Below are 24,048 nucleotides of genomic sequence, written 5' to 3'. Positions count from 1 at the left end.
TTTGCGAGGCCGCTCGGTTCAGAGCGGCCTCCTTTTTTTGAGATAAACAGAATGGTCAGACTGTCGGACATCGGCTGTCCTTATCCATTCGCGCGATACTGCGACGGGGTCATCCCAAGCTCGCGTTTGAACGCCGTATAGAAAGAGGATCGCGAGTTGAACCCGACGTCGTAGGCGATGGCCAGAATGGTCGCATTGGTGGTACGCAGCCGCTCTGCCGCATCCCGAATTCGCCAACCGTTGATGTAGTCAAAGAAGCGTATCCCGATTTTTTCGTTCAGGGCTTGCGAGGCATAGTGAGTTGTGACGCCAATCCGCCCGGCCAGATCCCACAGCGATAGATCAGGCTCGAGATAGAGTTTCTGTTCGGACATCAACGTGTCGATCTTGTTTGCGATCCTGTCCAGACGCATCTCGCTCAGCCCGCTTTTGCCGTATTTTCGTTGCGGCTCTGTTTCCTCGGGCACAGGCGTATCCGGTTTGGGTGACGGCGTGATGCCCGGCCGCTGCCGCGTGCCCCAAAGCGCAATGCTCCATATGAGCGCGTACTGCACGATGATCATGGCAACAAGTGAGTCAAACACCGCCGCCCCGGGAAATGAGAACTCAGCCAAAGAGGCGACAATCGGGATCAGGTTAAAGCACCAGAAGACGATGACTGCAGCCGCCAACCACCGGGCCCAGGCCATCTCCCTGCCTTCCGTGCTGGCAAACAAATCCTTCAGGCGGGTTCGGTATTGCCGCAACCGCAGCATGATCAATATCGCGTAGATCGGTACCAGCACATAGAACAAGGCCGTCGCAGCATACAGTCCAGCAAAGGCAATGGTTTGCCAGACAAGGTGGTCGGGCGCGTCTGGATACAGGCTGGCCTTTAGTTCGGCGGGCAGGACCAGAACATACAGATAGACGATGCAGGCGAACACGATAGGCATGGCATGCCATCGCCAGCGCGGTTGTTCAGAGTGTTGGGTCGGATCACAGGTCAGCCGATGCACATAAAGCCAGAGCAAAAAGGGCTTTGCCATCGTCAACGGCACTTCCGCCAATTCAAGTGCGAGGTTGAGAAGGGGCAGGGTGCTCCCAAGGCTGAGAATACTGACTGGCAGCGCCAGCAACTCAATCGCATTGGCCCAAAAGAACAGGGCAAGTGGCACGCGCACGTGCCGATGACCATCTTGCAGCAAGAGGAGGTGTCCGCAAAACGCTGACAGGACGAGTAAACCAATCCCCGCAGCGAGCCGCATACTTTCAATGTCAAAATTCAACTGAGTGGGGTCCATGAGGTGTTCGCCATCCACGAAGAGGGGGGCACACATGACTTGCGTGCCCCCGCTTTTTCCTTGGTGTGTTCAGAAGATAAAACTGTCTTCCGTCAAGGGCTCGCAAGAGGTTGAGAAGATGGCAACCTCGTTGTCGCCATAGCTGACGCGCGTGTGTGATCCATAGCTGTCGATTTGCAGATCTTCGAAGCTGAGTCCGGTTTGTGAGAAATCCAAAAGGTCCTCATCGGCGTTGAAGCCAAAGATGCGATCATGTCCGGCATTGGCCTGAAAGACAAAGGTGTCTGCTCCTTCGCCGCCCCACATCAAATCACGTCCGGCACCACCGTTCAGAATGTCGTCACCCTCGCCACCACGGATCATGTCATTACCATCTCCGCCGGACAGCGTATCGTCGCCGTGACCGCCACGGACATGATCGCGTCCGTCACCCCCGTCGATTTTGTCATCGCCATGATCGCCGAGCAGAAAATCGTTGCCATCGCCGCCGGAAATGTTGTCATCACCATCGCGCCCTTGGATGAAATCGCGGCCGTGACCCCCGTCAATTTTGTCGTCGCCATAGCCACCACGCAGATGATCATTGCCGGCGCCGCCAATCAGTTGGTTGTCGCTGTGCGCTGCATCTGGTGTTTGGCGAAGAACGTCAGTGAAGTCTCGACCATCGGTGCCGATCGACAGGGTCGAGCCGTCCGAAAAGGTGAAGCGACCCGTATCCAGATCACCCAGTCTGCCTTCAAAGGTCAGGCTGGCGTTACCTAGTTCCAACACAGTTTCTGGTCCGCCTGGTGCATCTTCATCCTCTGTCAGCGAAATCTCGGCCGCTGTACCGGCGATGGTAAAGCTTTCGTCCGATGGGTCGAAGTTGGCCCAGCTATCGTCATTGTAAATTGCGGAAAACGCCTGAAGCAAAAGATAGGTTGGTTCGACTTCGGAAAGCGTCGCCGCTAGCGAGAAGATTGTACCGGATTCGACATGCAGGAAAGTCGCTGTGTTTGTCCCCAGGGTACCGCCCGCGAACCCAATGAACTGTTGACCATACGCGATGCCCGATGACAGACCAAGGCTTTCTCCATCCAGACTTGGGGTGCCATCCTCTGCACGGAAGTCCAGCATCTCCTCGAGTTGCTCGGGTGGCAGCAGCGTGCGAGAGACCAGTAACGCATCCATGAAGCGGATCATGTCTGAAGTCGTCGATACAGCACCGCCAGCTGCACCAAAATCAATGGGTACATCTGTGACGTCCAGGACATTGTCGGGGAAAAGCTCCGCATAGGACCGCAGCATACCGTCTGTCTGGCCTTCGGATCTCATTGAGCTGTCATCCATGCCAGCAACCGAGAAAATACGGTCGGACACCACTTCTGCAAAACTATCACCAGTCTTTTGTTCGATCAGCTTTTGCAGAAGCAGGTAGTTCGTATTTGAATACCCGTAGGCTTCGCCCGGCGCAAAGTCAGCAGGCTGATCTGAGACAAGCGCCAACAAACCGTCAGGCCCCAATGGCTGCGTTGGATTGGCCAAAAGTTGTTCGATGAATGCCGGCAAATCTCCCTGACCTGGGATCGTGTCGAAATCAGGGATACCGGACCTGTTTGCCAGCAATTCGCGCACCGTGACTTCACCAATGTTGGGAATGTCTTCGAGGCCGGTGATGTCCATCTGTTCTGCCAGGGGTGCGTTGAAATCAATAGCACCTTCACCGACCAGCTGTTGCACGATCACTGATGTCATCATTTTGGTCTGTGACCCGACCTCAAATGTATTGTCAGTGCTGGCGGCCTGGTCACCAAAACGCTCAGTCGTTCCGGCCGCATTACGAACGGACAAGCCGTCGCGCACGATTTCAAGTAGCACCGCAGGCGCTTCGTTGCTGTTTGCAAATTCCTCCAAGGCTTCTGCAGGGCCGGAGTTCAGGGCGTCAGGGTCAAATAGGGACATGGTGTCAATCCTTGTCGAAGTCGGAAATTGGACGGACGCATCGGCCCGCTACATGCCATTTGAGTGATTGGGACAAGAGATGCGTCCGGATCGGTCGGGCCGGACAAAACAAGTGATCCGGGCATCCACAGCTTGGCAAAAGACCCCGCGTTTGATACCCGTCAGGCACGGTCGGCAGACACCGAGGCGTCGCTGCTCTTACCAGAGTGCTAAACCTGCCAACGAACCAAAACGAAATCGCATGAAGTAGGGCGTCTTTCGTCAAGCCAGCGACCGACGAGTGAGCAATACGCCCGACTTGGATGCATTATGACCAAAACACCTGTCCCATTGCGCGTGGACGATATGACCGCCTTCACACGCGCGCTGTCCCGACAACTGGGGGACACAAGTCCCAAACATTTGACCCTGATGAACATGGTGGCCCGATCTGCCGGGTTTCAGAATGTTCAGCACTTGCGCGCGGTGTCCGCGGCGGCAAAGCGGTTGGATAATCAGACCGAACCCGCCACAGTAGACGCGCGTGCGGTTGAACGTGCGCTGCATCAATTCGATGCGCTCGGACGGCTCCTTCAATGGCCATCCAAACGCGCCACGCAAACCCTCGCGCTTTGGGCGATGTGGGCAATGCTGCCCACCAATCAGGCATTGGACGAGCGCGAGGTGAGCACGCATCTGGCAGACGAACATCTTTTTAGGGACCCGGCGACATTGCGACGGACAATGATCTCATGCGGTTTGTTAACCCGAGACAAGGACGGGACAAACTATTGCAGAATTGAGCAGGAACCGCCCGTCGAAGCCAAAGCGCTGATCCGTGCCCTAAGTTCCCGCCGAAAGGCACGTGTCGAGTTGGCAACAGAACCTCAGCGTGCCTAAGGCAGATGAACCGGCGCTTTGGAACCGGCGATGACGCCAGACCAAGGCGCGATCACACTGCCACAAGTCGGGGCGCTGGCGCTTGTACCTCTGTCTCTGCCGCGTCTGGCCGTGACAGGAACAGTATTGCTGGGCTTTCAATGCCTGCGATTGCCAGTTTGGACACCATATCCCGACCGACACAGCGCAAGACTTTTTGATCCGCGCGCTGGGCGTTGCCGACGGCTGTCACCTCTACCTGATCCAGCAAGTCAGCGCGCCGAAGACATTCGGCGATCTTGGGCGCTGCCGCCACCCCCATGTAGACGGCGACATTGCTGCGCTGGGTCAGATGCGTGACCCAGTCCGGTGTACCGTTGCCATCCGCACAGCGGCCTGTGGTCAGAACCAGCGTGTCGCTCTTGCCACGCTCGGTCAGGAAGCCCCCGACGGCGGCAGCCGCCCCGCTGGCGGCAGTCACGCCCGGTACGACTTCGTATTCAAGTCCCGCCGCGCGCAACGCGTCTGCCTCTTCTGCGCCGCGGGCAAACACACCCGGATCACCGCATTTCAGACGCACAACGCGCTGACCGCGCTTGGCGGCGGCGACGATGACCGTGTTGATCTTGTCCTGTGGCCAGGCGTGGTAACCGGGTTCCTTGCCCACGAACACACGTTCGGCATCGCGGCGGGCCAATTCCAGCACACCCGGATCGACCAGGCGGTCGTAAAAGATGATGTCCGCCTCTTGCAACCGCTGCACGCCGCGCAGGGTGATCAGATCACTTGCGCCTGGTCCTGCGCCAACCAGCGCGACCGAGGAAGGGGCAGCGGCGGGCACTTTGCCGGTGCGAATGACGTCCTTGATCGCGCGGGCAACGGGCGCATCGCCCTCACGCGCATGCTGGGCGCGCAATGGGCCGTTGAACACCCAGCGCCACAAATCGCGCCGTTGACGGGGTGCAAGACGCTGGGCCGCAAAGTCGCGCAAACGTCCGGCCAATGCAGCCAGATCACCCAAACGCGGATCTAGCATGCGTTCAAGCGCAGTCTTGATCTGTCGCGCCATCACCGGTGCCGTACCCTCTGTGCCTATGGCGACCACAACCGGATCCCGATCCACGATGGCGGGTGTGATCGCATCGCACAGATCGGGTTGATCCACCACATTCACCAGCCCGCCTGCGTCTGTCGCAATGGCGTGCAGTGCCGCGTCGATGCCTGGGCAGCCTGTACCGACAAACACAAGTGGTGCGCCGCGCAGCGCATCCGCAGTGATCCGGTCCATCCGATGGGTGATCCGGCCACCATCGGCCAGCGATTGCAATTCGACATCCAATTCAGGCGCGAACACCTCGATCTTTGCCTCGGTCTTGAGCATCAGGCGGCATTTCTGAGTCGCCTGTTCGCCGCCACCAAGGATGACCACCCGTCGGCCTGTCATGGTCAGAAACATGGGGAAGGTTTTCATCGCAATCCTCCTATTCCGCCGCAACGGCGGTGGGGTGGGCAGGCAGCAAGGCCGCAAGCTCGGGCTTGCAAGCGCCGCAATTCGTACCTGCACCGGTGCATTGGCCCAGCGCGTCAACACTTGCCGCACCATCGGCGATGGCGCGTTTCAGATCATTCAGACCGACGCTCATGCAGGCGCAGACCGTGGGGCCGGAATCCGCTTGACCGCCCGCTGCACGCCCGGCCAAGGCAGCCCCAGCGGGGCTTGCTTGCCCGATGGCTGCGACGGCGTGGGCGCGCGACAGTTGTACGGGTTCAGGCGCAAGGAACAGCAGGGCGGTCAAGCGCCCATCCGCGTGATGCGCTACACGCTGCATCCCGGTGGCACCGTCACTCACCACACTGATGGACCCGGCAAGTGGTCCGACAAGCTGCGACAGCATGGTTTGCAGGTCTTCGAGATCTGTCAGGCCTGCCAGCTCGGCCTGCCATCCCGTCTCAGTCCGGGCGACTGCACAGTAGTCACCGTACAGCTGCATCTCGGTCGCGGAGGTGGCAAACCCGTACCAGCGGGCGGCAAAACGCTGCGCGCTCACGCGGCCGAACTTCAGGGCGGGTTGGCCGGATACTGGATCGGTGCCGGCCTGAACAACGGCGTTCACCGGCCCGCTGGCCGACACTTGCCGCGTCCAGTGCATCGGAGCAAAGAGAGTACCACGTGCAACGCGGTCTGTGGGCAGGGTGCGTAGGACGGTCGTGTTGCGCCCATCGCTCAGAACGCACAGCTCGGCAGTGCCCAGACCCACCTTTGTTGCATCTTCCGGGTGAATCTCCACATAGGGTTCCGCCAGATGTGCGCCTAGCCGGGGCGATTTGCCCGTGCGTGTCATCGTGTGCCACTGATCGCGATTGCGCCCCGTGTTCAGGTGGAACGTGCCGTCCTCAAGTGCGTTCGGAGCGGTCAGGGGCAGCATGCGCGCTTTGCCGTCCGCGTGGAAGAAACCACCATCGGCAAAGAAACGGCGTTGCCCCTTCCCAGTCTCCGGCACGGGCCACTGAACGGGTTCAAGCGCGTTGTATTCGGTGTCGGTCAGGCTGGCGAGGCCGCTGATGTCAAAGTCGCGTCCAAAGGGTCGCATCGCGGCCGACAACTGCGCATGTTCCCGAAACACCGCTGCAGGGGAGGTATAATCAAACGCTTTCTCCCACCCCATTGCCCGTGCCACCTCGCTGATGATTTGCCAATCGGGTCGCGCCTGTCCCGGCATGGGCAGGAACGGGCGCTGACGCGAAATGCGGCGTTCCGAGTTGGTGACGGTTCCGCTTTTTTCACCCCATGCGGCGGCGGGCAGCAATACGTCGGCCAGATCGCCCGTATCTGTGCGGGCCATGATGTCAGACACAACAGTGAAGGGGACGTTGGCAATTGCGTCGGCCACACCTTGAGCATCGGGCAGGCTGACGGCGGGGTTGGTCGACATCACCCACAGGGCCTTGATGCGCCCATCGGCACAGGCCTGGAACAGATCCACGGCTTTCAACCCCGGTGCAGTGCACATGGTGGGACTGGCCCAGAACTCCTGTACCGCATCCCGATGATCTGCGTTTTCGATGTCCAGATGGTTGGCCAGCATATTGGCCAGACCACCAACCTCGCGCCCACCCATGGCATTGGGCTGACCGGTGACCGAAAACGGGCCCATGCCCGGACGGCCAATGCGGCCCGTGGCCAGATGGCAGTTTAGGATAGCGTTGACCTTGTCGGTGCCGCAGGCCGATTGGTTCACCCCTTGGGAATAGACGGTCACAACTTTCCCGGTGCTTGCCCACATGGAATAGAACACAGCCAGATCATCCGCCGACAGCCCGCTGGCTGCGGGGTCGGTTGCGCGCGCGGCCTCAACCGCAATGTCGAACCCGGTCACATGGGCATTCACATAAGCCCTGTTTACGCGGCCTGTCGCGTTCAGATGCGCCAAGAGCCCATTGAACAGGGCCACATCGCCATCAGGCGCAATGCTCAGATGGAGATCAGCCAAATGAGATGTCGCGGTGCGCCTAGGATCAACATTGACGATCCGCATTTCGGGCCGCGCTTCTTTCGCGGCGGCAATGCGCTGATGCAGGACCGGATGACACCACGCCAGGTTCGAGCCCACCAGCACGATCAGGTTGGCCTCTTCCAGATCTTCATAGGTCCCCGGAACCGTATCCGCACCAAAGGCACGTTTGTGGCCCGCCACCGATGACGCCATGCACAGCCGTGAATTCGTGTCGATATTCCCGGACCCGATGAACCCTTTCATCAGCTTGTTAGCGACGTAGTAGTCCTCGGTCAGCAATTGACCCGACACATAAAACGCGACCGAGTCCGGACCATGATCCCGAATGGTCTCCGAGAACTTCCGCGCAACCAGGGCGGTCGCCTCATCCCAATCCGTCTCGATCCCGCCAACAGTCGGGGCCAGCAAACGTCCCTCTAGATCAATCGTTTCTCCCAGGGCCGCGCCCTTGGAACACAGCCGCCCGAGGTTTGCGGGATGCGTCGGATCGCCCTTGATGCTGCCATCTGGCGATGCAATGATCCCGCACCCTACGCCACAATAAGGGCAGGTGGTGCAGGTGCTCATGCCGCTGACCGCGCTTGCAGGAACGTTGTGTCCAACAGTATACGCCCACCCTCGACCCGCGCCGGATAGGTCGCAACCTGCCCTTCATCATTGCCCTGTACCAACCCGGTCTCAAGCGAGATCACCCAGTTGTGCAGCGGGCATGTCACGGCGCTGCCATGCACGATCCCCTCGGCCAGCGGCCCCTGCTTGTGCGGGCATGCGTTGTCGAGAGCAAAGACCTCGTCCGCTGCCGTCCGAAACACAGCCACACAGCCTGCCCGCGTCTTAACCACGCGGGCACCACGCTGCGGAATGTCATCGAGAGATGCAATGTCAATCCAGTCGGTCATTCCGCTGCCTCCAGGCTCAGGTTTGCAACAGGCCGATAAATCGCTGCCTTTTTCTGTGCATGCTCGGCCCAGGGGTCTTTCTGATAGACGGTTTGGGACAGATCAAAGCGCGCGGCCAAGGCCTCCCGTTCTGCCGTGTTGGCAATACGCTCTCGTATCCAATCGAGCCCCACCTTGTTCATCCACTTGTAAATACGGTCGAGATATTTGGCATTCTCACGATACAGCTGCGTCATCGCCTTGATTGCGATGATGGTTTCCTCTTCGGTCTCGACGTCGATCAGGCGTTCGACCTCGCGCACATCCATGCCTGCTGCCCCGCCGATGCCGATCTGAAAGCCGCTGTCGACACAGACAATCCCGATGTCCTTGCAGGTCGCTTCCGCACAGTTGCGCGGGCAGCCCGACACACCCAGTTTCAGCTTGTGCGGTGTCCACGACCCCCACAACGCTTTCTCCAACTTGATGCCAAGGCCGGTCGAATCCTGCGTCCCGAAGCGGCAGTGATCGGTGCCCACGCAAGTTTTGACCGTGCGCAGCCCTTTGGAATAGGCATGTCCCGACACCATCCCGGCGTCGTTCAGATCGGCCCAGATGCTCGGCAGGTCCTCACCTTTCACGCCCAACAGGTCGATGCGCTGCCCGCCCGTCACTTTCACGGTCGGCACGTCGTATTTGTCGGCGGCATCGGCAATCGCGCGCAGCTCATCCGGGGTTGTGATCCCACCCCACATGCGCGGCACCACCGAAAATGTCCCGTCCTTCTGAATGTTCGCGTGCTTGCGTTCGTTGATGAAACGGCTTTGCGGGTCGTCCAGGTATTCCAGCGGCCAATCCGCAATCAGGTAGTAGTTCAGGGCAGGGCGGCACACGTGGCAGCCATCCACCGTCTTCCACGCGCATTCCTGCCAGACGGCAGCCATGGACTTGAGTTCCTGGGATTTGATCATGCGCCGCACATCTTCATGCGTCATGTCGGTGCAGCCACAGATCGGTTGCGCACCGGGCAATACGAAATCGTCGCCCAATGTCACCGCCAAAACCTGTTCGACCAACCCGGTACAGGTCCCGCAGGACCCCGACGCCTTCGTCACCGCGCGCACCGCGGTCAGATCGGTCGCGCCGCCCTCGATGGCGTCTACGATAGTGCCTTTGCAAATGCCGTTGCAGCCACAGATTTCCGCATCACGCGGTAAGGCTGCAACGGCTGCTAAAGGGTCCACGGGGGCACCCCCTTGGTAAGCTGGCCCGAAGATAACGGTATCGCGCATCTCGGCGATGTCGGTCTTGTCGCGGATCAGGCCAAAGAACCAATTGCTGTCGGCGGTGTCGCCATACATGACGGTGCCGACAACCACGTTGCCCTCGATCACAAGCCTTCGATAGACCCCGCGCCCGGGGTCCCGGAACACAATGTCCTCGCGTCCCTCGCCATCGGCAAAATCCCCGGCAGAGAACAGATCACACCCGGTGACCTTCAGCTTCGTGCTCAGCTCCTTTTGAACAAATGCTGCGTCTTCCCCAAGGATCGTCTGAGCGGCCACCTTTGCCTGATCGTATAAAGGGGCAACAAGACCAAAGATCGCGCCGTTGTGTTCGACACATTCCCCAACGGCGAGGATGTCTTCATCCGACGTCACCATCTGGTCGTCCACATGAATACCCTTGCCCACGGCCAATCCAGCGTCCTGCGCCAGAGCCACGTTGGGCCGGATACCCACCGCCATCACGAGCAAATCGCAGGGCAGTTTGGTCCCATCGTCGAGCAGCAGCGCGCGTACCTTGCCATCCTCCCCAAGGATCTCCTTGGAGTTTGCCTGACACAGCACCGTAATGCCCTTGTCCACCAACGCTTTGCGCAGCAGGTAGCCTGCCGCCTCGTCAAGTTGACGCTCCATCAGGTGGCCCATGATGTGCACAACGGTCACGTCCACACCGCGCGCGGCCATTCCTGCTGCGGCTTCCAGACCCAACAGGCCGCCACCGATGACAACCACTTTGTTCTGCGGCCCCATCGACATCATCAATTCGGTATCTTCCAGATCACGATAAGCAATCACGCCGTTCAGATCATGCCCGGGCAGGGGGATCATGAAAGGGTTGGAGCCTGTACCGAAGATCAACTTGTCGTAGGGCAGCACGTCTCCGTTCTTTGCCGTCACGGTCTTGGCCGCACGGTCCACCGAGGCCACCCGCTCCCCAAAGCGGCAGGTGACACCGTTAGCCTCGTACCAGTCAACATCGTGGGTCACGATCTCTTCGTAGGTTTTGTCGCCCGCCAGAACGGGGGACAGCATGATGCGGTTATAGTTCCCGCGCGGCTCTGCGTTGAACAGCGTGACGTTCACGTCGGCGCCTGCGTCAAACAGATGCTCCAGCGCACGGCCCGAGGCCATGCCAGCACCTATGACGATGATTTCTTGGGTCATGTATCTGCTCCGCTTTGCGCATCAGAGGGAAGGCCCCGGCCCTGGGTGGGGGTGATAGCCCCCTCCCGGGGGGAGGGTCGGGGGCTGCCCGGCGGTGCCGGGCGCGACAGGGATGAATGGAGGTGCATTTGACTTACTCCGCCGCGATCGCTGTGGGTTTTGATTTGGGCTTCGCGCCGTGCTCGTATTCCTCAAGGAAATCCAGAACGTCCTGCCGGTAGGTGTAGTAGTCGGGATGTTCGAGCAGTGCCTTGCGCGTGCGCGGGCGGGGCAGGTCCACATCCACGATCTTGCCGATGGTCGCCTGAGGCCCGTTGGTCATCATTACGACGCGGTCGGCCAGCAAAATGGCCTCGTCCACGTCATGCGTCACACAGATGGCGGTCACCTTCGTGCGCGACCACACCTCCATCAGCACTTCCTGCAACTCCCACCGTGTCAGGCTGTCCAGCATCCCGAACGGTTCATCCAGCAGCAGCAGCTTCGGAGACAATGCAAAGGCCCGCGCGATCCCCACCCGCTGTTTCATCCCGTTCGACAAGGACGCCGCTTGCTTGTCCATCGCATCGGCCAGACCCACACGCTCCAGGTAGTACTCGATCACATCCTGCCGTTCCTCGCGCGAGGCGCGCGGGTAGACCTTGTCCGCCCCGATCGCCACGTTCTCCTTGGCGGTCAGCCATGGGAAAAGGTTGGGCGACTGGAACACCACGGCGCGTTCAGGGTCCGCCCCCTCAACATGGCGACCATCCAGCTTGATGGCTCCCTTGGAGATCTCGTTCAGCCCCGCTGCCATCGTCAGGACCGTAGATTTCCCGCATCCCGAATGCCCAATCAGCGAGATAAACTCGCCCTTGTTGATCTTCAGATCAAAATCCTCGACGACCGTCAGCGGCCCCTTGGGCGTCGGATACACCTTGTGCAACTGGCTGAAGTCGAGGAAACGGTTCTCAATCATACCCTTCTGCGCGTCGGCGACAGCAGATGGCACACCATGGATGGGCGTCACATCCGGCAAGGACTTGGTGCCCTCGACCTTCGCCTCGATCCCCACATCCATCAGGTATTTGGTTACATCCGCACGCAACCGCTTGAACTGCTCGTTATGGTTCATCTCCATCCGGTCGCGCGGGCGTGGAATGGAAACAGAGAACTCGTTACCCAACGTCCCATCCGGGTTCAGCGCAATGATGCGATCGGCCAAGATAATAGCCTCATCCACGTCATTGGTGATCAGCACACAGGTCTTCTTGTCGGCCTCCCAGATATGCTCAATCTCGTCGGCCAGATTGGCGCGGGTCAGTGCATCCAGCGCAGACAAAGGCTCATCCAGCAGCAACACTTCGGGGTTCATCGCCAACGCACGGGCGACATTCACCCGCTGACGCATCCCTCCCGACAACTCCGCCGGACGACGGCCCGTGGCATGACCAAGACCCACCATCTTGACATAGTGATCCACCTTCTCGGCCCGCTCCGCCTTCGACAGGTTGGGAAAGATGGTATCGACCGCCAGGCCCACATTCCCGTTCACCGTCAGCCACGGCATCAGCGAATAGCTCTGAAAGATCACGCCACGCTCCGGCCCCGGCCCGGTGATCGGCGCGCCCTTGAACGTCACCTCACCGGAGGACGGCATATCCAAACCAGCCATCAAGTTGATCAGGGTCGTCTTGCCGGTGCCGGAAAAGCCCAGCAGAACCAGAAACTCGCCCTCTTCCACGGACAGAGAGATGTCTTTCAAAACCTCCGTCCGCTCGGTGCCTGCCTCGAAATGCTTCGATACGTTCTTGAACTCGATCATGCTCATGGCGCTCACCGGTTGTTCGTGAAGGTGAACATGGACTGGATGGCGTACATCAGGCGGTCCAGCAGGAAGCCGATGATGCCGATTGTGAACACGGCCACCATGATCTTGGCCAGCGATTGCGAGGACCCGTTCTGGAACTCATCCCACACGAACTTGCCCAGACCGGGGTTCTGCGCCAGCATCTCGGCGGCGATCAGAACCATCCAACCCACACCGAGCGATAAACGCAGACCTGTAAAGATCAGCGGTAGGGCCGAGGGCAGGACCAGCTTGGTGATCTTGGTCCAGGTGTTCATTTTCAGAACCTTGGACACACTCACCAGATCCTTGTCGATGCTGGCCACACCAAGGGCCGTGTTGATCAGCGTGGGCCACAGCGAACAGAGGGTCACGGTGATGGCCGAGGTCAGGAATGATTTGGCGAACCAGCCGTCCGAAGCATAGGTGGCCGACACGATCATGGTCACAATGGGCAACCACGCCAGCGGTGACACCGGTTTGAAGATCTGGATCAGCGGGTTGATGGCTGCATTCACTGTCGGGCTCAGACCAGCGGCGATGCCCAGCGGGATGGCCACGGCGGATGCGATCAGAAAGCCAAAGAACACGGTCAGGATCGACGTCCAGATTTGGTCGTAATAGGTCGGCTTGCCGGTATAGACCCGCTCTTTCACGCGGTCGGCTTGTCCGTCCGCGATTAGCTTGGCGTTGCGCTCGTCCTGACGGACGTAAAACGCGGCTTCCTTTTCCTTCTCGCGCTGTGCGTCTTGGTGCAGTTTGCCAACCTGCTCCCAGACCTGTGCCGGTCCGGGGATGGCGCCCAGCGATGTTTGCACTGTCGGTGCCAGCGACGCCCACGCGGCCAGAAACAAACCAATCGCCAGTAGCGGCACACCCAGCAGACGCCAGATTTCGCGCCCCTGCGCTTTGGGGTTGTCACCCGCGGCGGCCTTTAGCACCGGAGTCAGCCAGGCCAGGCCCAGAACCTGAAACCATTTGTCGGCAGCATTGATGCGGGTAAAGGTCCGCTGTTTGCGCTCTTCGCGCGCTGTGGCGTCCAGATCGGATGGGTCGATGGCGGTCATGTCAGGGCCTCCTCGGCGGGATCGGGCGGGGCGGTCAAAACCCCATATCTTGTGTGTGGCGGGCTATGCTGCACTGCGGCGGTGCATAGGGGGTGTACGGGGGGTGCACGTGGGGTGACACCGGGGTGTTGGGGGCTCTTGCGGCACAGCAGCGTGCCTGAATTTTGAGCAGACGCCCCGCCGTTGGGGCCAATTTGCTGCGGGGCAGCGTCGGGTGGGCAATGCTGCCCACCCCCTCATGGCTTTCAACCTTCGACCGCGTTGCCGACGACCTTCTGGTCACCCTTCAGACCGATAGGCAGGCTGTCGATATAGGCGTTCGGTGCCTTCCCGTCATAGGCGATACTGTCGATGATATCGGCAGCAGGCGTCGGCGCCTTGAAGCCGTCGCTGTCCCAGGGGAAGTCGGCCTCATCCGCCAGCCCTTCGTCCACCAGCAGACGGGCTGCTTCGAGGTAAATCTCGGGCTTATAGACCTTGGCGGCCATGTCGAAGTACCACTGGTCGGACTTCGCTTCGGAAATCTGACCCCAGCGGCGCATCTGGGTCAGGTACCAGATCGCATCCGAGTAGAACGGGTAGGTCGCGTTGTAGCGGAAGAACACGTTGAAGTCGGGGGCCGGACGGCGGTCGCCCTTCTCGAATTCAAAGAAACCGGTCATCGAGTTGGCGATCACATCGTAATCCGCGCCCACATATTCCGAGCGGCTCAGGATCTCGACCGCCTCCTCGCGGTTGGCGTTGTCGTTCTCGTCCAGCCAGATGGCGGCACGGATCAGCGCCTTGGTGATGGCCTTGGTTGTGTTGGGGTACTCTTCGGCGAACTCGTTGGTGATGCCAAAGACCTTTTCCGGGTTGTTTTTCCACATGTCATAGTCAGTGATGACCGGTACACCGATGCCTTTGAACACGGCCTGCTGGTTCCACGGCTCACCCACGGCGTAGCCATATATGGTGCCTGCTTCCATCGTTGCTGGCATCTGTGGGGGTGGAGTCACGCTTAATAGCACGTCCGCGCCGATCTGGCCGGTGATGTTGTCCGGGCTGTAATAGCCGGGTTCCAGACCGCCGGCGGCCAGCCAGTAGCGGATTTCATAGTTGTGGGTCGAGACGGGGAATACCATGCCCATGTTGAAGGGCAGGCCTTGGTCTTTATAGTCCTCGACGACCGGCGCGAGCGCTTCGGCGCTGATCGGATGTTGCGGGCGACCATCGTCCATCAGCGGCACGTGGGGCTTCATCTCTTCCCAGATTTCGTTGGAAACTGTGATACCGTTGCCATTCAGGTCCATGGAAAAGGGCGTGATGATATGCGCCTCGGTGCCGTAGCCGATGGTAGCGGCCAGCGGCTGGCCGGCCAGCATGTGCGCGCCGTCCAGTTGCCCGTCGATCACGCCGTCCAGCAGCACTTTCCAGTTCGCTTGCGCTTCCAGCGTGACGAACAGGCCTTCGTCCTCGAAGTAGCCATTCTCGTAGGCGATGGCGAGCGGTGCCATGTCGGTCAGCTTTATGAAGCCGAACTTCAATTCATCCTTTTCCAGATCCAGCAGCTCGGCGTGGGCCGCCGTGCCAAGCAGGGCAGCCATGGCACCTGCAAATGTAGAGAGACGGGTCATCCTGTCGGTCCTTTTTTTATAAAAAAAGCCGCCCGTTCCACAATGCGCACGGGAGGAGGTGTACGCAGGCAGAACGAGCGGCTTTGCTCTTCAGTGAGCCCCCATCGCTGGGAGCAGAGGGAAGCTTCTTTGCTTCGTTGGCATGAACCTAGCGGCCGCCTTGTTCAGCGTCTAACAAGAAACTCCGTTATTCTGATGAAATTCGCTGCAATGCAGCAACTGCTCAAAAATTGGTCACTCAGACAGGGTGAAATCAAAAGTTTCGCCATCAAAAAAAGCATCTGGCCCAAGAATCATCTGGCCCCGTGTCGATGCAACAGCCATTGGATGGTTCAGAGCGCCTTCGATCTTGGCGGATGCGCCGGGCATATCGACGCCAATTGGACCAAGGTGCTGACGATAGCAGTCTGGCCGCATCGTGCCTTGCGCCACTGCAATGGCGTGCTTGCGATCAATACCGGTGAGGCGGGCGATCTCTGCCCCGATCCATGCAGCTTGGCTGCGCCAGGGGAAATTTGCCGCGCGGTCATGAAAGCGCAGAAAGCCCGGTACATCCACTGGCGCCGCACCAAACTGCGTCGCGAACCGGCCCATCAACGCATGATCCAACGCGGCATGCGGAAGGTCCAGATGTGCACTGCGGGCCAGGATTTCGATGGCGAGGGGACGGTTTTTGGGCGTGTCCAGCCATGCAGCTGCGCGCGCCACCGCGCGCATCAACGCGCCCACGGCAGGCGTGTTCTCTTCTATCCATTCGTGTCGGGCGGCCAGTACCTTTTCCGGGGCATGCGCCCATATCGCGGCCCCGGGCATGATCAGTTCGCCCACGTTGTCCGCTACGGCGACCGATCCCCACGGTTCGCCAACACAAAATACGTCGATCTCTCCTATGGCCACGGCGTTGGCCATCAAGGGGGGCGGTGTTGTGATGATCCTGATGTCTGCTGATTGCAATGCGCCGGTGTGCGCAATCCAGTACTCGAATAGCAGTCGATGCATCGAGTAGGGGAACGGCACCCCGACCCGCAACGGACCATCAAGCGCCTTCAAAAGCGGGATCACAGTGTCATACGGCGTTCCAAAGCCACCGGGCCATCCGCGGTCTCGCATAGCCGCCGCCATTGCGTTCGACACTCCGATGACAGTGCCGTTGACGGATAACACCATCAGTGCGTCGATCCGCGCGATCGGTCCGCTCAGGCCAAGCGACATAGCGGTCGGCATCGGCGCCAGCATATGCGCGGCGTCAAGATGACCGAGAGCCAGCAAGTCGCGCAACGCGGCCCACGAGGGTTGGCGCAGAAGGTTGAGCGACAGGCCTTCATCCGCCGCAAAGTTGAGCTCTTGAGCGACAATCAGCGGCGCACTGTCGACCAAAGGCACGTACCCCAGATTGAGGCGTGAAACGCTCATGTCAAAAGATCCGATGCCGTCAACAGGGCCTGGGCCACGTCGATCACCTTGCGGTTCTGCGACATCGCGGTCTTACGTAGAAGGGCATAGGCCTCTTCCTCGCTCACACCGCGAGCGCGCATGATCATGCCCTTGGCGCGATCAACGGTCTTACGGTCTGCCAGCGCCTGCTTGGCGGCTTCAAGCTCGTTGCGCATCTGGCTCATCATCTGGAACCGGGCAATGGCCGTTTGCAAAACGGGCTTGATACGTTCGGGCTGCAATTCGCCCACGACATAAGCCGACAGTCCGGCGGCCACTGCCGCTTGGGTCATCTCATCGTCAGAGCGATCGACAAACATTGCCACGGGGCGACTTTGTGCTTCGGATGCAACGCTGACCTGCTCCAATGCATCCCTGCTGGGGTTGGCCAGATCGATCAAGACAAGGTCCGGGTCGAGGGCTGCCAGTTTGCGGGCAAGCCCTGTGACATCGCCCAACACAACCACATCGGTCCATCCGCCCTCCATCAGCGCGTCGATGATATCGCGGGCGCGGTCGGGGTCAGATTCAATGACGGCTATCTTCATGGTCTTGGTCACTGAACTGTGGTGGGTCAAGTCACAGCTTTGATCCATTGACTGCGCGCTCAGACGCAGCGCGATGTCGCAGCACATCAAGGCGCCATCCCAATAGTTGGGCGAGGCGATCAAAAAATGTGCAACCGTCAAACAAAGGTCTGGTGCGCTATTCAATTCCGCCGCACAGTCACCGCCGGTAAACTGAAAAGACGGAAATAGGCCAGATGGCAAATGCACCGGAATACAGCACATACGATGTGGTGATCGTCGGAGGCGCTATAATGGGCGCATCAACGGCTTGGTTCCTGACAGACAACGCTGACTTCGACGGTCGTGTTCTCGTGGTTGAACGGGATTCGACATATTCCGCATGCTCGACTACCCACACAAACAGCTGCATGCGGCAGCAATTTTCCAGCGAACTGAATGTTCATATCAGCCAGTTCGCTGCTGATTTCGTAAAGAATATTCGCCAGTACATGGGGGGTGACGACCGGGTGCCCGAGTTGGGAATCCGCAGCTTTGGCTACATGTACTTGGCCGATACCGTGGGGTTTGCCGACACGCTGCGTGAAAATATCGAAGTACAGCGCACGGCTGGTGCGGCAACGCAATTGATGACACCGGATCAAATCAAGGCGGCTTATCCGTTCTACAATGTCGATGATATCGTGTTGGGGTCCATCAACACGGTGGATGAAGGGTATTGGGATGGTGCTGCTGTCTTTGACTGGTGGCGGAGGCAAAGTCGAGAGCGCGGTGTTGAATACATTGAAAACGAAGTTGTGGCGATGGCACGCAACGCTGCAGGTACACGTGTGGAAAGTGTCACGCTGGCCTGCGGAGAGGTCATTTCTTGCGGCCAAGTTGTCAACGCGTCAGGCCCGCGTGCTGCGCGCACAGCACGTATGGCGGGGATCGATGTGCCGGTGGAACCCCGCAAACGTTATTCGTGGGTGTTCAAGGCCGAACAACCGCTTGAGCGCGATTTACCACTGACAATCGATCCATCCGGAGTTCATGTTCGTGAAAACGGGGGCGGCACTTACCAGGCGGGCGGACACTCGGACGTTGATCCGGCAGTCGATTATGACGATTTCGCAATGGATCACAGCATCTGGGAAAGCCATGTCTGGCCAATCCTTGCCACGCGCATCCCGCAGTTCGAGGCAATCAAGGTGACCAGTGAATGGGCAGGCCACTATGCTATGAACACATTTGACCATAACGCGATCGTCGGTCCACACAGTGAGGTCGAAAACTTCATCTTTCTGAACGGTTTTTCCGGCCACGGACTGCAACAATCACCGGCGATGGGGCGTGGCACCGCCGAATGGGTGACTTATGGGGCGTTCCGCAGTCTTGATCTCTCTCCATTCAGATATGACAGGATTGTCGCGGGCCGTCCCATCATAGAAAAAGCAGTGATCTGATAGATCGGGAAAAGGGCCGCACCATGCGTATCGACAACCTTCAATACTGCAACTGGTCCGAAAAGATCTTTCGTCAGATGCGTGAGGGCGGTGTGGATGCTGTGCATGTCACCGTCGCCTACCACGAGAATTTTCGTGAAACAGTGCTGAATTTCGAGGCGTGGAACCGCTGGTTCGAGCTTTATCCTGACTTGATCATCAAGGGGTCTTCGGTCAGCGATATTGATCGGGCCAAAGCTGATGGCAGGACCGCAATCTTCTTTGGTTTCCAAAACCCCAGTCCCATCGAGGATGATATCGGGTTGGTTGAAATCGTACATACGCTCGGCGCGCGCTTCATGCAGCTGACTTACAATAACCAGTCCCTGCTCGCGACAGGGTGCTACGAGGATAACGACACCGGCATCACTCGGATGGGGCGGCAGGTGATCAAGGAAATGAACCGCGTGGGCCTGGTGGTGGACATGAGCCATTCGGCGGATCGCTCCACCATTGAGGCGGCAGATATCTCGGAACGGCCCATCGCGATCACCCACGCCAACCCGCATGACTGGCACCCGGCCCTGCGCAACAAGCGTGACGACGTGATCCGGGCTGTGACGTCGAATGGCGGGATGCTTGGGTTTTCGCTCTACCCGCACCACCTCAAGGATGGGTCAAAGTGCACGCTGCAATCGTTTTGTGAGGCGGTGGCCCGCACGGCAGACCGCTACGGCACGGACACAATCGGCATTGGCTCTGACCTGTGCCAGGACCAGCCCGACAGCGTGGTGGAATGGATGCGCGTGGGCCGCTGGTCGAAAGAGGTAGACTATGGAGAAGGATCCGCCGCCGATCCGGGCTTTCCGCCACAACCCGATTGGTTCCGCGATAATCGCGATTTCGGAAACATCGAAAATGGTCTGCGCGCCACTGGAATGTCGGAAGACGAGGTCGCTGGGATCATGGGCGGCAACTGGTATCGGTTTTACGCCGAGAATTTTGGTCCGGCGTCGTAAACAGGACGGACAGTGTCGGCGCGTCCATATCCCTTTGGGCGAAAGGCGCAAGGGAGGGTGGCGGCCATGAAAATCGGGTTTATCGGTCTGGGCAATGTCGGTGGAAAGTTGTCCGGCAGCTTGATCCGCAATGGACATGACGTAGCCGTGCATGATCTGAACGCGGTTTTCGTGGCGGACAAGGTCGCAGCAGGCGCCCAGAACGGGGTAAGCCCCGCCGCCATGATGCAGGCCTGTGACGCGGTTATCACTTGTCTTCCGAGCCCCGCGGCCTCTGCTGCGGTGATGGAAGAGATGCTACTGCATGTCGGTCCCGGCAAAATCTGGATGGAGATGTCGACGACGGACGAAGCCGAGGTCAAACGGATCGGCGCGCAGGTTATCGAAGCTGGGGGTGCAGCAGTAGATTGCCCCGTGTCGGGAGGATGCCACCGGGCGGATACCGGCAACATCAGTATTTTTGCAGGCTGCGATCGCGCCACATTTGAGCGTATACTGCCGCTGCTCTCAACGATGGGACGCCGCGTGCTGCACACCGGCGATCTGGGTTCGGCGTCTGTGCTCAAAGTGCTGACCAACTACCTTGCTACTGCAAACCTTGTCAGTTGTGCCGAGGCACTCACGGTCGCCAAGGGGGCGGGCATGGACCTTGGCGTCGCTTACGAAGCCATGGCGATCAGTTCGGGCACTTCCTTTGTCCATGAAACCGAAAGCCAGGTGATCTTGAATGGCAGCCGCGACATCTCTTTCACGATGGACCTGGTGGCCAAGGACATTGGTCTGTTTCAGGACGTGGCAGACCGGGCGGGGGTGCCGCTGGACCTCAACCCGTTACTGATCCGGCTGTTCAACGATGCCATTGACCGCTTTGGCCCACGTGAGCTGTCGCCCAACATCATCAAGCGGCTCGAAGAGGCGACGGGCCTGGACGTAACTGCCCCCGGCTTCCCGGCGGAAATGACCGATTATGAACCGGAAGAGCAGGGGGCCGAGGTCATCGTTCGACGTTGATCCCCTTGTCCGCACGCATCGGCCAAGCTAAGGGCGGACCATGCAAGGTCTGGATTTCAAAGAAGGCGAAGTGATCGCAACGATCACGGCATCGCCAGGGCGGCGCATCCTGGGCATTGGTTCGCTTTGGGTGCTGTCATTGTTGGTGATTTACGTCGGCATCGTGCGCCCACCCGAGATTGGCTGGCAATTGTTCCTGTTCGCGTTGGGCGGCGGCTCAATCTGGATTGCCGAAAAGATGCGACGCGCGACAGCCCTGACACTGGAGTTGACGCCAGAAGTGTTGCGAGACAGCTCAGGCGAGATTGTCGCACGGACCTGTGACATTCAATCGCTGGATCGTGGCATGTTCGCCTTCAAACCATCGAATGGGTTTCTTGTGCGGCTGAACACCTCGAAGGGACGCGCGTGGCGTCCCGGTCTTTGGTGGCGGCTTGGAAATCGGGTTGGCGTTGGTGGAATGACACCCGGTCACCAAGCAAAATTCATGGCCGAGATACTCTCGGCCATGATTGCGGAGCGATTGCCCGACTGATTATTGGCTCAACCAAAGCACGCGGGGTGCGTAGCGAGGACGTGTGAACACGAAGTTCTCAATCTCGCGGTCTTGCAGGCCGGTTGCGAATGGTGGGTCGTACTTCACGAACGTTTCCACCACCATCACCCGCTCATTGTGGGGCATGACAGGCAGCAGGTCCTTCAGCTTGCCGACGTCACTGTTGCTCAGCGCAGGTTTCCACCCTTTGGCCTGGGACCAGTCGCGTTTGTAGACGTCATTATTACCGTCATACTTCACGCTGGTCACACGCACCGCCACGTCACTTTCGGTGTTGGCCGTCAGGTAGGCAAGAATATCGCGCGTGCCATTCAGGTAGTCATTGTCCAGCGGCGTCGTCTCACGCGATATGATGTCGCCGATCGTATATGCCGCCTTTTGGTTGATCGAGTGCTGGCGATACGCATCAAAGATGGCGAACATCGACAGGTAGGCCCAAAACAGGACGGGAATGATCAGCACGGTTTCGACCGCAAGGCTGCCACGCTCGTCGTCGCGGAAGGACTGTAGTGTTGCGATAAGACGTTTCATCAGCTTGGCTCCTGCACAAATCCGGACATCGAGACCATCTTGACGCGGCCCGCACCATCCTTCGAGAACGAAGCGCCGAGGCCTGTCATCGGGAATACCGGTTGGAACGAGTAACATGCGCGCAGCATCATGAGCTGGTGCTCCGCTCCATGTACGAAAGTGGTCGAAGGTGTAACGGCCAGTGACACGTCAGCACAGTCAGGGGAGTCTGGGAAACCTGCGAAATTGCGTGCCGACACTGGCTTCATTTCCAGCTTCAGGGCCGAGTCGCAGTCTTCGAGGAAGCCTGAATACTCACACACCATCGTCTTGATGTCGCCGTGGGTATAGTTGGCTCCGGTGTTCAGGCGGACATTGCGGACCGCCATATCCAGGCCCCGGTCCAGAAATCCTTGGCGTACCGAGTAGATGCCGAGTTCGACCGAGGTCATGAAGAGAGTGAACATGAGGGGGACTGCAAGGGCGAATTCCACCACCATCTGGCCATCCTCTTCACGCCGGAAACGACGCAGGAATGATTTGGGATTGAAGGTCATTGGGTCAGCCTCAGTTGGTTGATTTGCTTGGCAATTGCCTCGAAGGCTTCGGTAATTTCGACGCCTTCCACCCGGAAGAAGTGGCTTGGAGAGGAAGCGCAGTCTTCCATCACACCGGCCGAGTAGTCTGTGACCTCGAAGCCGACGGACCACACCACAATGCCTTGGTCCTTTGCTGCGCTGCAGATGTTTGCGAGCATGGAGTCAGCTTGAGACGAGGTATACTTGGTGTAGCGCCAGTTAGACCAGCTCCCACGAACGTAGTTGTTCAGGTACCAGTGCAGCGGGTAACGGCTCCAGTGTGCGTAGTGGGATGAATTGGCATAATACCACGGCTGGATGCGGGTGGTGTCCACGTTCTGGCCGTCTGTCATCAGAACCACTGTCTTCAGCGTTTCGACATCCGAGTAGGCGGCCGGGCGGCTTGCAAATGCGTCATCCACGATGTTTTCGTCAGGTCCGGCCAGATCTTGAACGATCGGGCGGAATGACGGGTCCAGCAGTGCCACACCCCATTTCATCCCAAGGTGGATCGAAGTATTCGCGCGGGCGCGGTAATCGTCGATCGTGTTCTTGAGTGTCGTTGCGTTCTGGCTGAACGGCACAATCTCTTCAAAATCGCGTTTGGGGCAGCCCGGGTTGTTGACCGGGTTGGAGTAGTCCCACCCCTCGTCAAAATGCTGCATCTGTTCATAGGGTGAATCCAGATCCAACCCGCTTGACGAGAAGTCGTCGATTTCGAAGTCGACGCAATATGAGTAGTTGTGCAGATGGTTCGTCTCCATCCGCGAGAAGATGTCGTAGCCGGCATTCACCTGCGCGGTGTAAGGGATCAGCGAGATTGAGATCAGATCTTCGTTTTCCGCGCGGACAACAGTGTCGACAAAGGTTTTCGCTGCATCCTGAAGGTTGGCCATCTTGTTGTTCCAGCCCATGGAGCCGGAAATATCGAGAACCATCGAAATCTCTACGTTCGACACGCGCTCTTCCGCCTGGCCCAACGCAGGTACCGGCAACTCGCTAACACCCATCAGGTGCATGAACTGCGTGCTCGTCGACATGTTGGCGGATGCTGTCACTGTCCGATAGTTCAGACCCTGATCAACGGTAACCGAGGACAGGTAGTCGCTCATCCCGGCTTTATTAAAGTAGTCGCGTACGACTGCCTCGGGCTCAAGTGGCTGATCCAAGTCCGCAGCCGCCAGAACGGCGCGGTCGACCGTTGCTTGCATGCGCGTACGTTCCATTTCGTTGCGCATGAGGTCGACGCCGATACCGCCAACTAAAATCATCATGAAAAACATCGCGACGGCGAAAATGGTCATGGACCCCGAGTCGTCGCGCGCAAATCCGGCAACGCTGCTTTTCAGCCCTGCCTTCGTCGTCAATTTCCGTGTCCACATCATTAACATAATGCACCTTATTGTTTTTTGGTCATCACAGGCTTTGACAGCCTTTTGTCCAACGTTGGGTGTGGGCTCTGAATGTGGCTGAAATCGGGCAAAAGGGGGAAACCTCTGGGGTGATTTCGATCCAATTGTCGTCAATCCGTGCGCGTATGCCTCACTGTTTAC

The 24,048-nt window shown here is 58.9% G+C and carries 19 protein-coding genes; 5 read left to right on the top strand and 14 right to left on the bottom strand.

The window, feature by feature from the left end; translation table 11 throughout:
• Positions 1 to 80: 80 nt before the first annotated feature.
• Positions 81 to 1,319, bottom strand: coding sequence for a helix-turn-helix transcriptional regulator (locus Q1A51_RS18515; protein WP_299604648.1), 1,239 nt, complete (start codon positions 1,317 to 1,319; stop codon positions 81 to 83).
• A 33-nt stretch (positions 1,320 to 1,352) separates the two neighbouring features.
• Positions 1,353 to 3,224, bottom strand: a complete 1,872-nt coding sequence (locus Q1A51_RS18510; protein WP_299604646.1) for a serine hydrolase — start codon at positions 3,222 to 3,224, stop codon at positions 1,353 to 1,355.
• 309 nt (positions 3,225 to 3,533) lie between these two features.
• On the opposite strand from Q1A51_RS18510, the gene Q1A51_RS18505 reads away from it, so the two are divergent.
• On the top strand, positions 3,534 to 4,103 hold the full coding sequence (locus tag Q1A51_RS18505; RefSeq protein ID WP_299604644.1) for a DUF2087 domain-containing protein: 570 nt from the start codon (positions 3,534 to 3,536) through the stop codon (positions 4,101 to 4,103).
• 52 nt (positions 4,104 to 4,155) lie between these two features.
• On the opposite strand, the gene cysG is transcribed toward Q1A51_RS18505, so the two are convergent.
• The 9 genes from cysG to Q1A51_RS18460 all read right to left on the bottom strand — a co-directional run bounded on the left by cysG (position 4,156) and on the right by Q1A51_RS18460 (position 17,430).
• Positions 4,156 to 5,553, bottom strand: a complete 1,398-nt coding sequence (gene cysG, locus Q1A51_RS18500) for a siroheme synthase CysG (protein WP_299604641.1) — start codon at positions 5,551 to 5,553, stop codon at positions 4,156 to 4,158.
• A 10-nt stretch (positions 5,554 to 5,563) separates the two neighbouring features.
• On the bottom strand, positions 5,564 to 8,164 hold the full coding sequence (locus Q1A51_RS18495) for a nitrate reductase (protein ID WP_299604638.1): 2,601 nt from the start codon (positions 8,162 to 8,164) through the stop codon (positions 5,564 to 5,566).
• Positions 8,161 to 8,496 (bottom strand): nitrite reductase small subunit NirD, encoded by a 336-nt coding sequence (nirD, locus tag Q1A51_RS18490; protein WP_299604636.1) that lies wholly within the window; start codon positions 8,494 to 8,496, stop codon positions 8,161 to 8,163. The genes Q1A51_RS18495 and nirD overlap by 4 nt, the downstream gene beginning before the upstream one ends.
• A complete protein-coding gene (gene nirB / locus Q1A51_RS18485; protein WP_299604634.1) occupies positions 8,493 to 10,925 on the bottom strand; it encodes a nitrite reductase large subunit NirB in 2,433 nt (810 codons plus the stop codon). The genes nirD and nirB overlap by 4 nt, the downstream gene beginning before the upstream one ends.
• Positions 10,926 to 11,058: 133 nt before the next feature.
• Positions 11,059 to 12,735 carry an ABC transporter ATP-binding protein gene (locus Q1A51_RS18480; protein WP_299604631.1) on the bottom strand — a complete coding sequence of 559 codons (1,677 nt, stop codon included), beginning with the start codon at positions 12,733 to 12,735 and terminating at the stop codon, positions 11,059 to 11,061.
• Between the two features lie 5 nt (positions 12,736 to 12,740).
• Entirely contained in the window at positions 12,741 to 13,820 is a 1,080-nt protein-coding gene (locus Q1A51_RS18475; protein WP_299604629.1) for an ABC transporter permease, read from the bottom strand.
• A gap of 245 nt (positions 13,821 to 14,065) precedes the next feature.
• Positions 14,066 to 15,436: a CmpA/NrtA family ABC transporter substrate-binding protein gene (locus tag Q1A51_RS18470; protein ID WP_299204693.1), complete on the bottom strand. Its 1,371-nt coding sequence runs from the start codon at positions 15,434 to 15,436 to the stop codon at positions 14,066 to 14,068.
• A 234-nt stretch (positions 15,437 to 15,670) separates the two neighbouring features.
• Positions 15,671 to 16,849 carry a CmpA/NrtA family ABC transporter substrate-binding protein gene (locus Q1A51_RS18465; protein WP_299604627.1) on the bottom strand — a complete coding sequence of 393 codons (1,179 nt, stop codon included), beginning with the start codon at positions 16,847 to 16,849 and terminating at the stop codon, positions 15,671 to 15,673.
• Positions 16,846 to 17,430 carry an ANTAR domain-containing protein gene (locus tag Q1A51_RS18460; RefSeq protein WP_299604625.1) on the bottom strand — a complete coding sequence of 195 codons (585 nt, stop codon included), beginning with the start codon at positions 17,428 to 17,430 and terminating at the stop codon, positions 16,846 to 16,848. The genes Q1A51_RS18465 and Q1A51_RS18460 overlap by 4 nt, the downstream gene beginning before the upstream one ends.
• Before the next feature lie 203 nt (positions 17,431 to 17,633).
• On the opposite strand from Q1A51_RS18460, the gene Q1A51_RS18455 reads away from it, so the two are divergent.
• The 4 genes from Q1A51_RS18455 to Q1A51_RS18440 all read left to right on the top strand — a co-directional run bounded on the left by Q1A51_RS18455 (position 17,634) and on the right by Q1A51_RS18440 (position 21,386).
• The gene (locus tag Q1A51_RS18455; protein WP_299204701.1) at positions 17,634 to 18,842 is read left to right on the top strand and encodes an FAD-binding oxidoreductase; all 1,209 of its coding nucleotides are present in this window, start codon (positions 17,634 to 17,636) and stop codon (positions 18,840 to 18,842) included.
• Between the two features lie 23 nt (positions 18,843 to 18,865).
• Positions 18,866 to 19,840 (top strand): membrane dipeptidase, encoded by a 975-nt coding sequence (locus Q1A51_RS18450; protein ID WP_299604623.1) that lies wholly within the window; start codon positions 18,866 to 18,868, stop codon positions 19,838 to 19,840.
• A 66-nt stretch (positions 19,841 to 19,906) separates the two neighbouring features.
• Entirely contained in the window at positions 19,907 to 20,851 is a 945-nt protein-coding gene (locus Q1A51_RS18445) for an NAD(P)-dependent oxidoreductase (protein ID WP_299604620.1), read from the top strand.
• Positions 20,852 to 20,891: 40 nt separating this feature from the next.
• The gene (locus Q1A51_RS18440; RefSeq protein WP_299604617.1) at positions 20,892 to 21,386 is read left to right on the top strand and encodes a hypothetical protein; all 495 of its coding nucleotides are present in this window, start codon (positions 20,892 to 20,894) and stop codon (positions 21,384 to 21,386) included.
• Here the strand turns inward: Q1A51_RS18440 and Q1A51_RS18435 are convergent, their stop codons facing one another.
• From Q1A51_RS18435 to Q1A51_RS18425, 3 genes are read right to left on the bottom strand one after another with little or no spacing between them, the layout of a single operon-like run.
• Complete coding sequence (locus Q1A51_RS18435) at positions 21,387 to 21,938, bottom strand: TadE/TadG family type IV pilus assembly protein (RefSeq protein ID WP_299204713.1); 552 nt, start codon at positions 21,936 to 21,938, stop codon at positions 21,387 to 21,389. It lies immediately after the preceding gene.
• Positions 21,938 to 22,474 (bottom strand): TadE/TadG family type IV pilus assembly protein, encoded by a 537-nt coding sequence (locus Q1A51_RS18430; protein ID WP_299204717.1) that lies wholly within the window; start codon positions 22,472 to 22,474, stop codon positions 21,938 to 21,940. The genes Q1A51_RS18435 and Q1A51_RS18430 overlap by 1 nt, the downstream gene beginning before the upstream one ends.
• The gene (locus Q1A51_RS18425; protein ID WP_299604612.1) at positions 22,471 to 23,799 is read right to left on the bottom strand and encodes a pilus assembly protein TadG-related protein; all 1,329 of its coding nucleotides are present in this window, start codon (positions 23,797 to 23,799) and stop codon (positions 22,471 to 22,473) included. Before Q1A51_RS18425 ends, Q1A51_RS18430 begins: the two co-directional genes overlap by 4 nt.
• Between the last annotated feature and the right edge of the window lie 249 nt (positions 23,800 to 24,048).

Source organism: uncultured Tateyamaria sp. (assembly GCF_947496075.1).
Lineage (GTDB): Bacteria > Pseudomonadota > Alphaproteobacteria > Rhodobacterales > Rhodobacteraceae > Tateyamaria.
Note: the sequence above shows the minus strand (reverse complement) of the source record. Positions and strands in the feature narration are given on the sequence as shown.

What these genes read in the sequence shown, in the direction of transcription:
- Q1A51_RS18425 (WP_299604612.1), bottom strand. Translation starts at nt 23,799, where the DNA reads ATGACCATTTTCGCCGTCGCGATGTTTTTCATGATGATTTTAGTTGGC.
- Q1A51_RS18455 (WP_299204701.1), top strand. Translation starts at nt 17,634, where the DNA reads ATGGCAAATGCACCGGAATACAGCACATACGATGTGGTGATCGTCGGA.
- Q1A51_RS18515 (WP_299604648.1), bottom strand. Translation starts at nt 1,319, where the DNA reads ATGTGTGCCCCCCTCTTCGTGGATGGCGAACACCTCATGGACCCCACT.
- Q1A51_RS18470 (WP_299204693.1), bottom strand. Translation starts at nt 15,436, where the DNA reads ATGACCCGTCTCTCTACATTTGCAGGTGCCATGGCTGCCCTGCTTGGC.
- Q1A51_RS18475 (WP_299604629.1), bottom strand. Translation starts at nt 13,820, where the DNA reads ATGACCGCCATCGACCCATCCGATCTGGACGCCACAGCGCGCGAAGAG.
- Q1A51_RS18440 (WP_299604617.1), top strand. Translation starts at nt 20,892, where the DNA reads ATGCAAGGTCTGGATTTCAAAGAAGGCGAAGTGATCGCAACGATCACG.
- Q1A51_RS18495 (WP_299604638.1), bottom strand. Translation starts at nt 8,164, where the DNA reads ATGAGCACCTGCACCACCTGCCCTTATTGTGGCGTAGGGTGCGGGATC.
- nirB (WP_299604634.1), bottom strand. Translation starts at nt 10,925, where the DNA reads ATGACCCAAGAAATCATCGTCATAGGTGCTGGCATGGCCTCGGGCCGT.
- Q1A51_RS18505 (WP_299604644.1), top strand. Translation starts at nt 3,534, where the DNA reads ATGACCAAAACACCTGTCCCATTGCGCGTGGACGATATGACCGCCTTC.
- Q1A51_RS18510 (WP_299604646.1), bottom strand. Translation starts at nt 3,224, where the DNA reads ATGTCCCTATTTGACCCTGACGCCCTGAACTCCGGCCCTGCAGAAGCC.
- cysG (WP_299604641.1), bottom strand. Translation starts at nt 5,553, where the DNA reads ATGAAAACCTTCCCCATGTTTCTGACCATGACAGGCCGACGGGTGGTC.
- Q1A51_RS18480 (WP_299604631.1), bottom strand. Translation starts at nt 12,735, where the DNA reads ATGAGCATGATCGAGTTCAAGAACGTATCGAAGCATTTCGAGGCAGGC.
- Q1A51_RS18450 (WP_299604623.1), top strand. Translation starts at nt 18,866, where the DNA reads ATGCGTATCGACAACCTTCAATACTGCAACTGGTCCGAAAAGATCTTT.
- Q1A51_RS18445 (WP_299604620.1), top strand. Translation starts at nt 19,907, where the DNA reads ATGAAAATCGGGTTTATCGGTCTGGGCAATGTCGGTGGAAAGTTGTCC.
- Q1A51_RS18435 (WP_299204713.1), bottom strand. Translation starts at nt 21,938, where the DNA reads ATGAAACGTCTTATCGCAACACTACAGTCCTTCCGCGACGACGAGCGT.
- Q1A51_RS18465 (WP_299604627.1), bottom strand. Translation starts at nt 16,849, where the DNA reads ATGAGCGTTTCACGCCTCAATCTGGGGTACGTGCCTTTGGTCGACAGT.
- Q1A51_RS18430 (WP_299204717.1), bottom strand. Translation starts at nt 22,474, where the DNA reads ATGACCTTCAATCCCAAATCATTCCTGCGTCGTTTCCGGCGTGAAGAG.
- nirD (WP_299604636.1), bottom strand. Translation starts at nt 8,496, where the DNA reads ATGACCGACTGGATTGACATTGCATCTCTCGATGACATTCCGCAGCGT.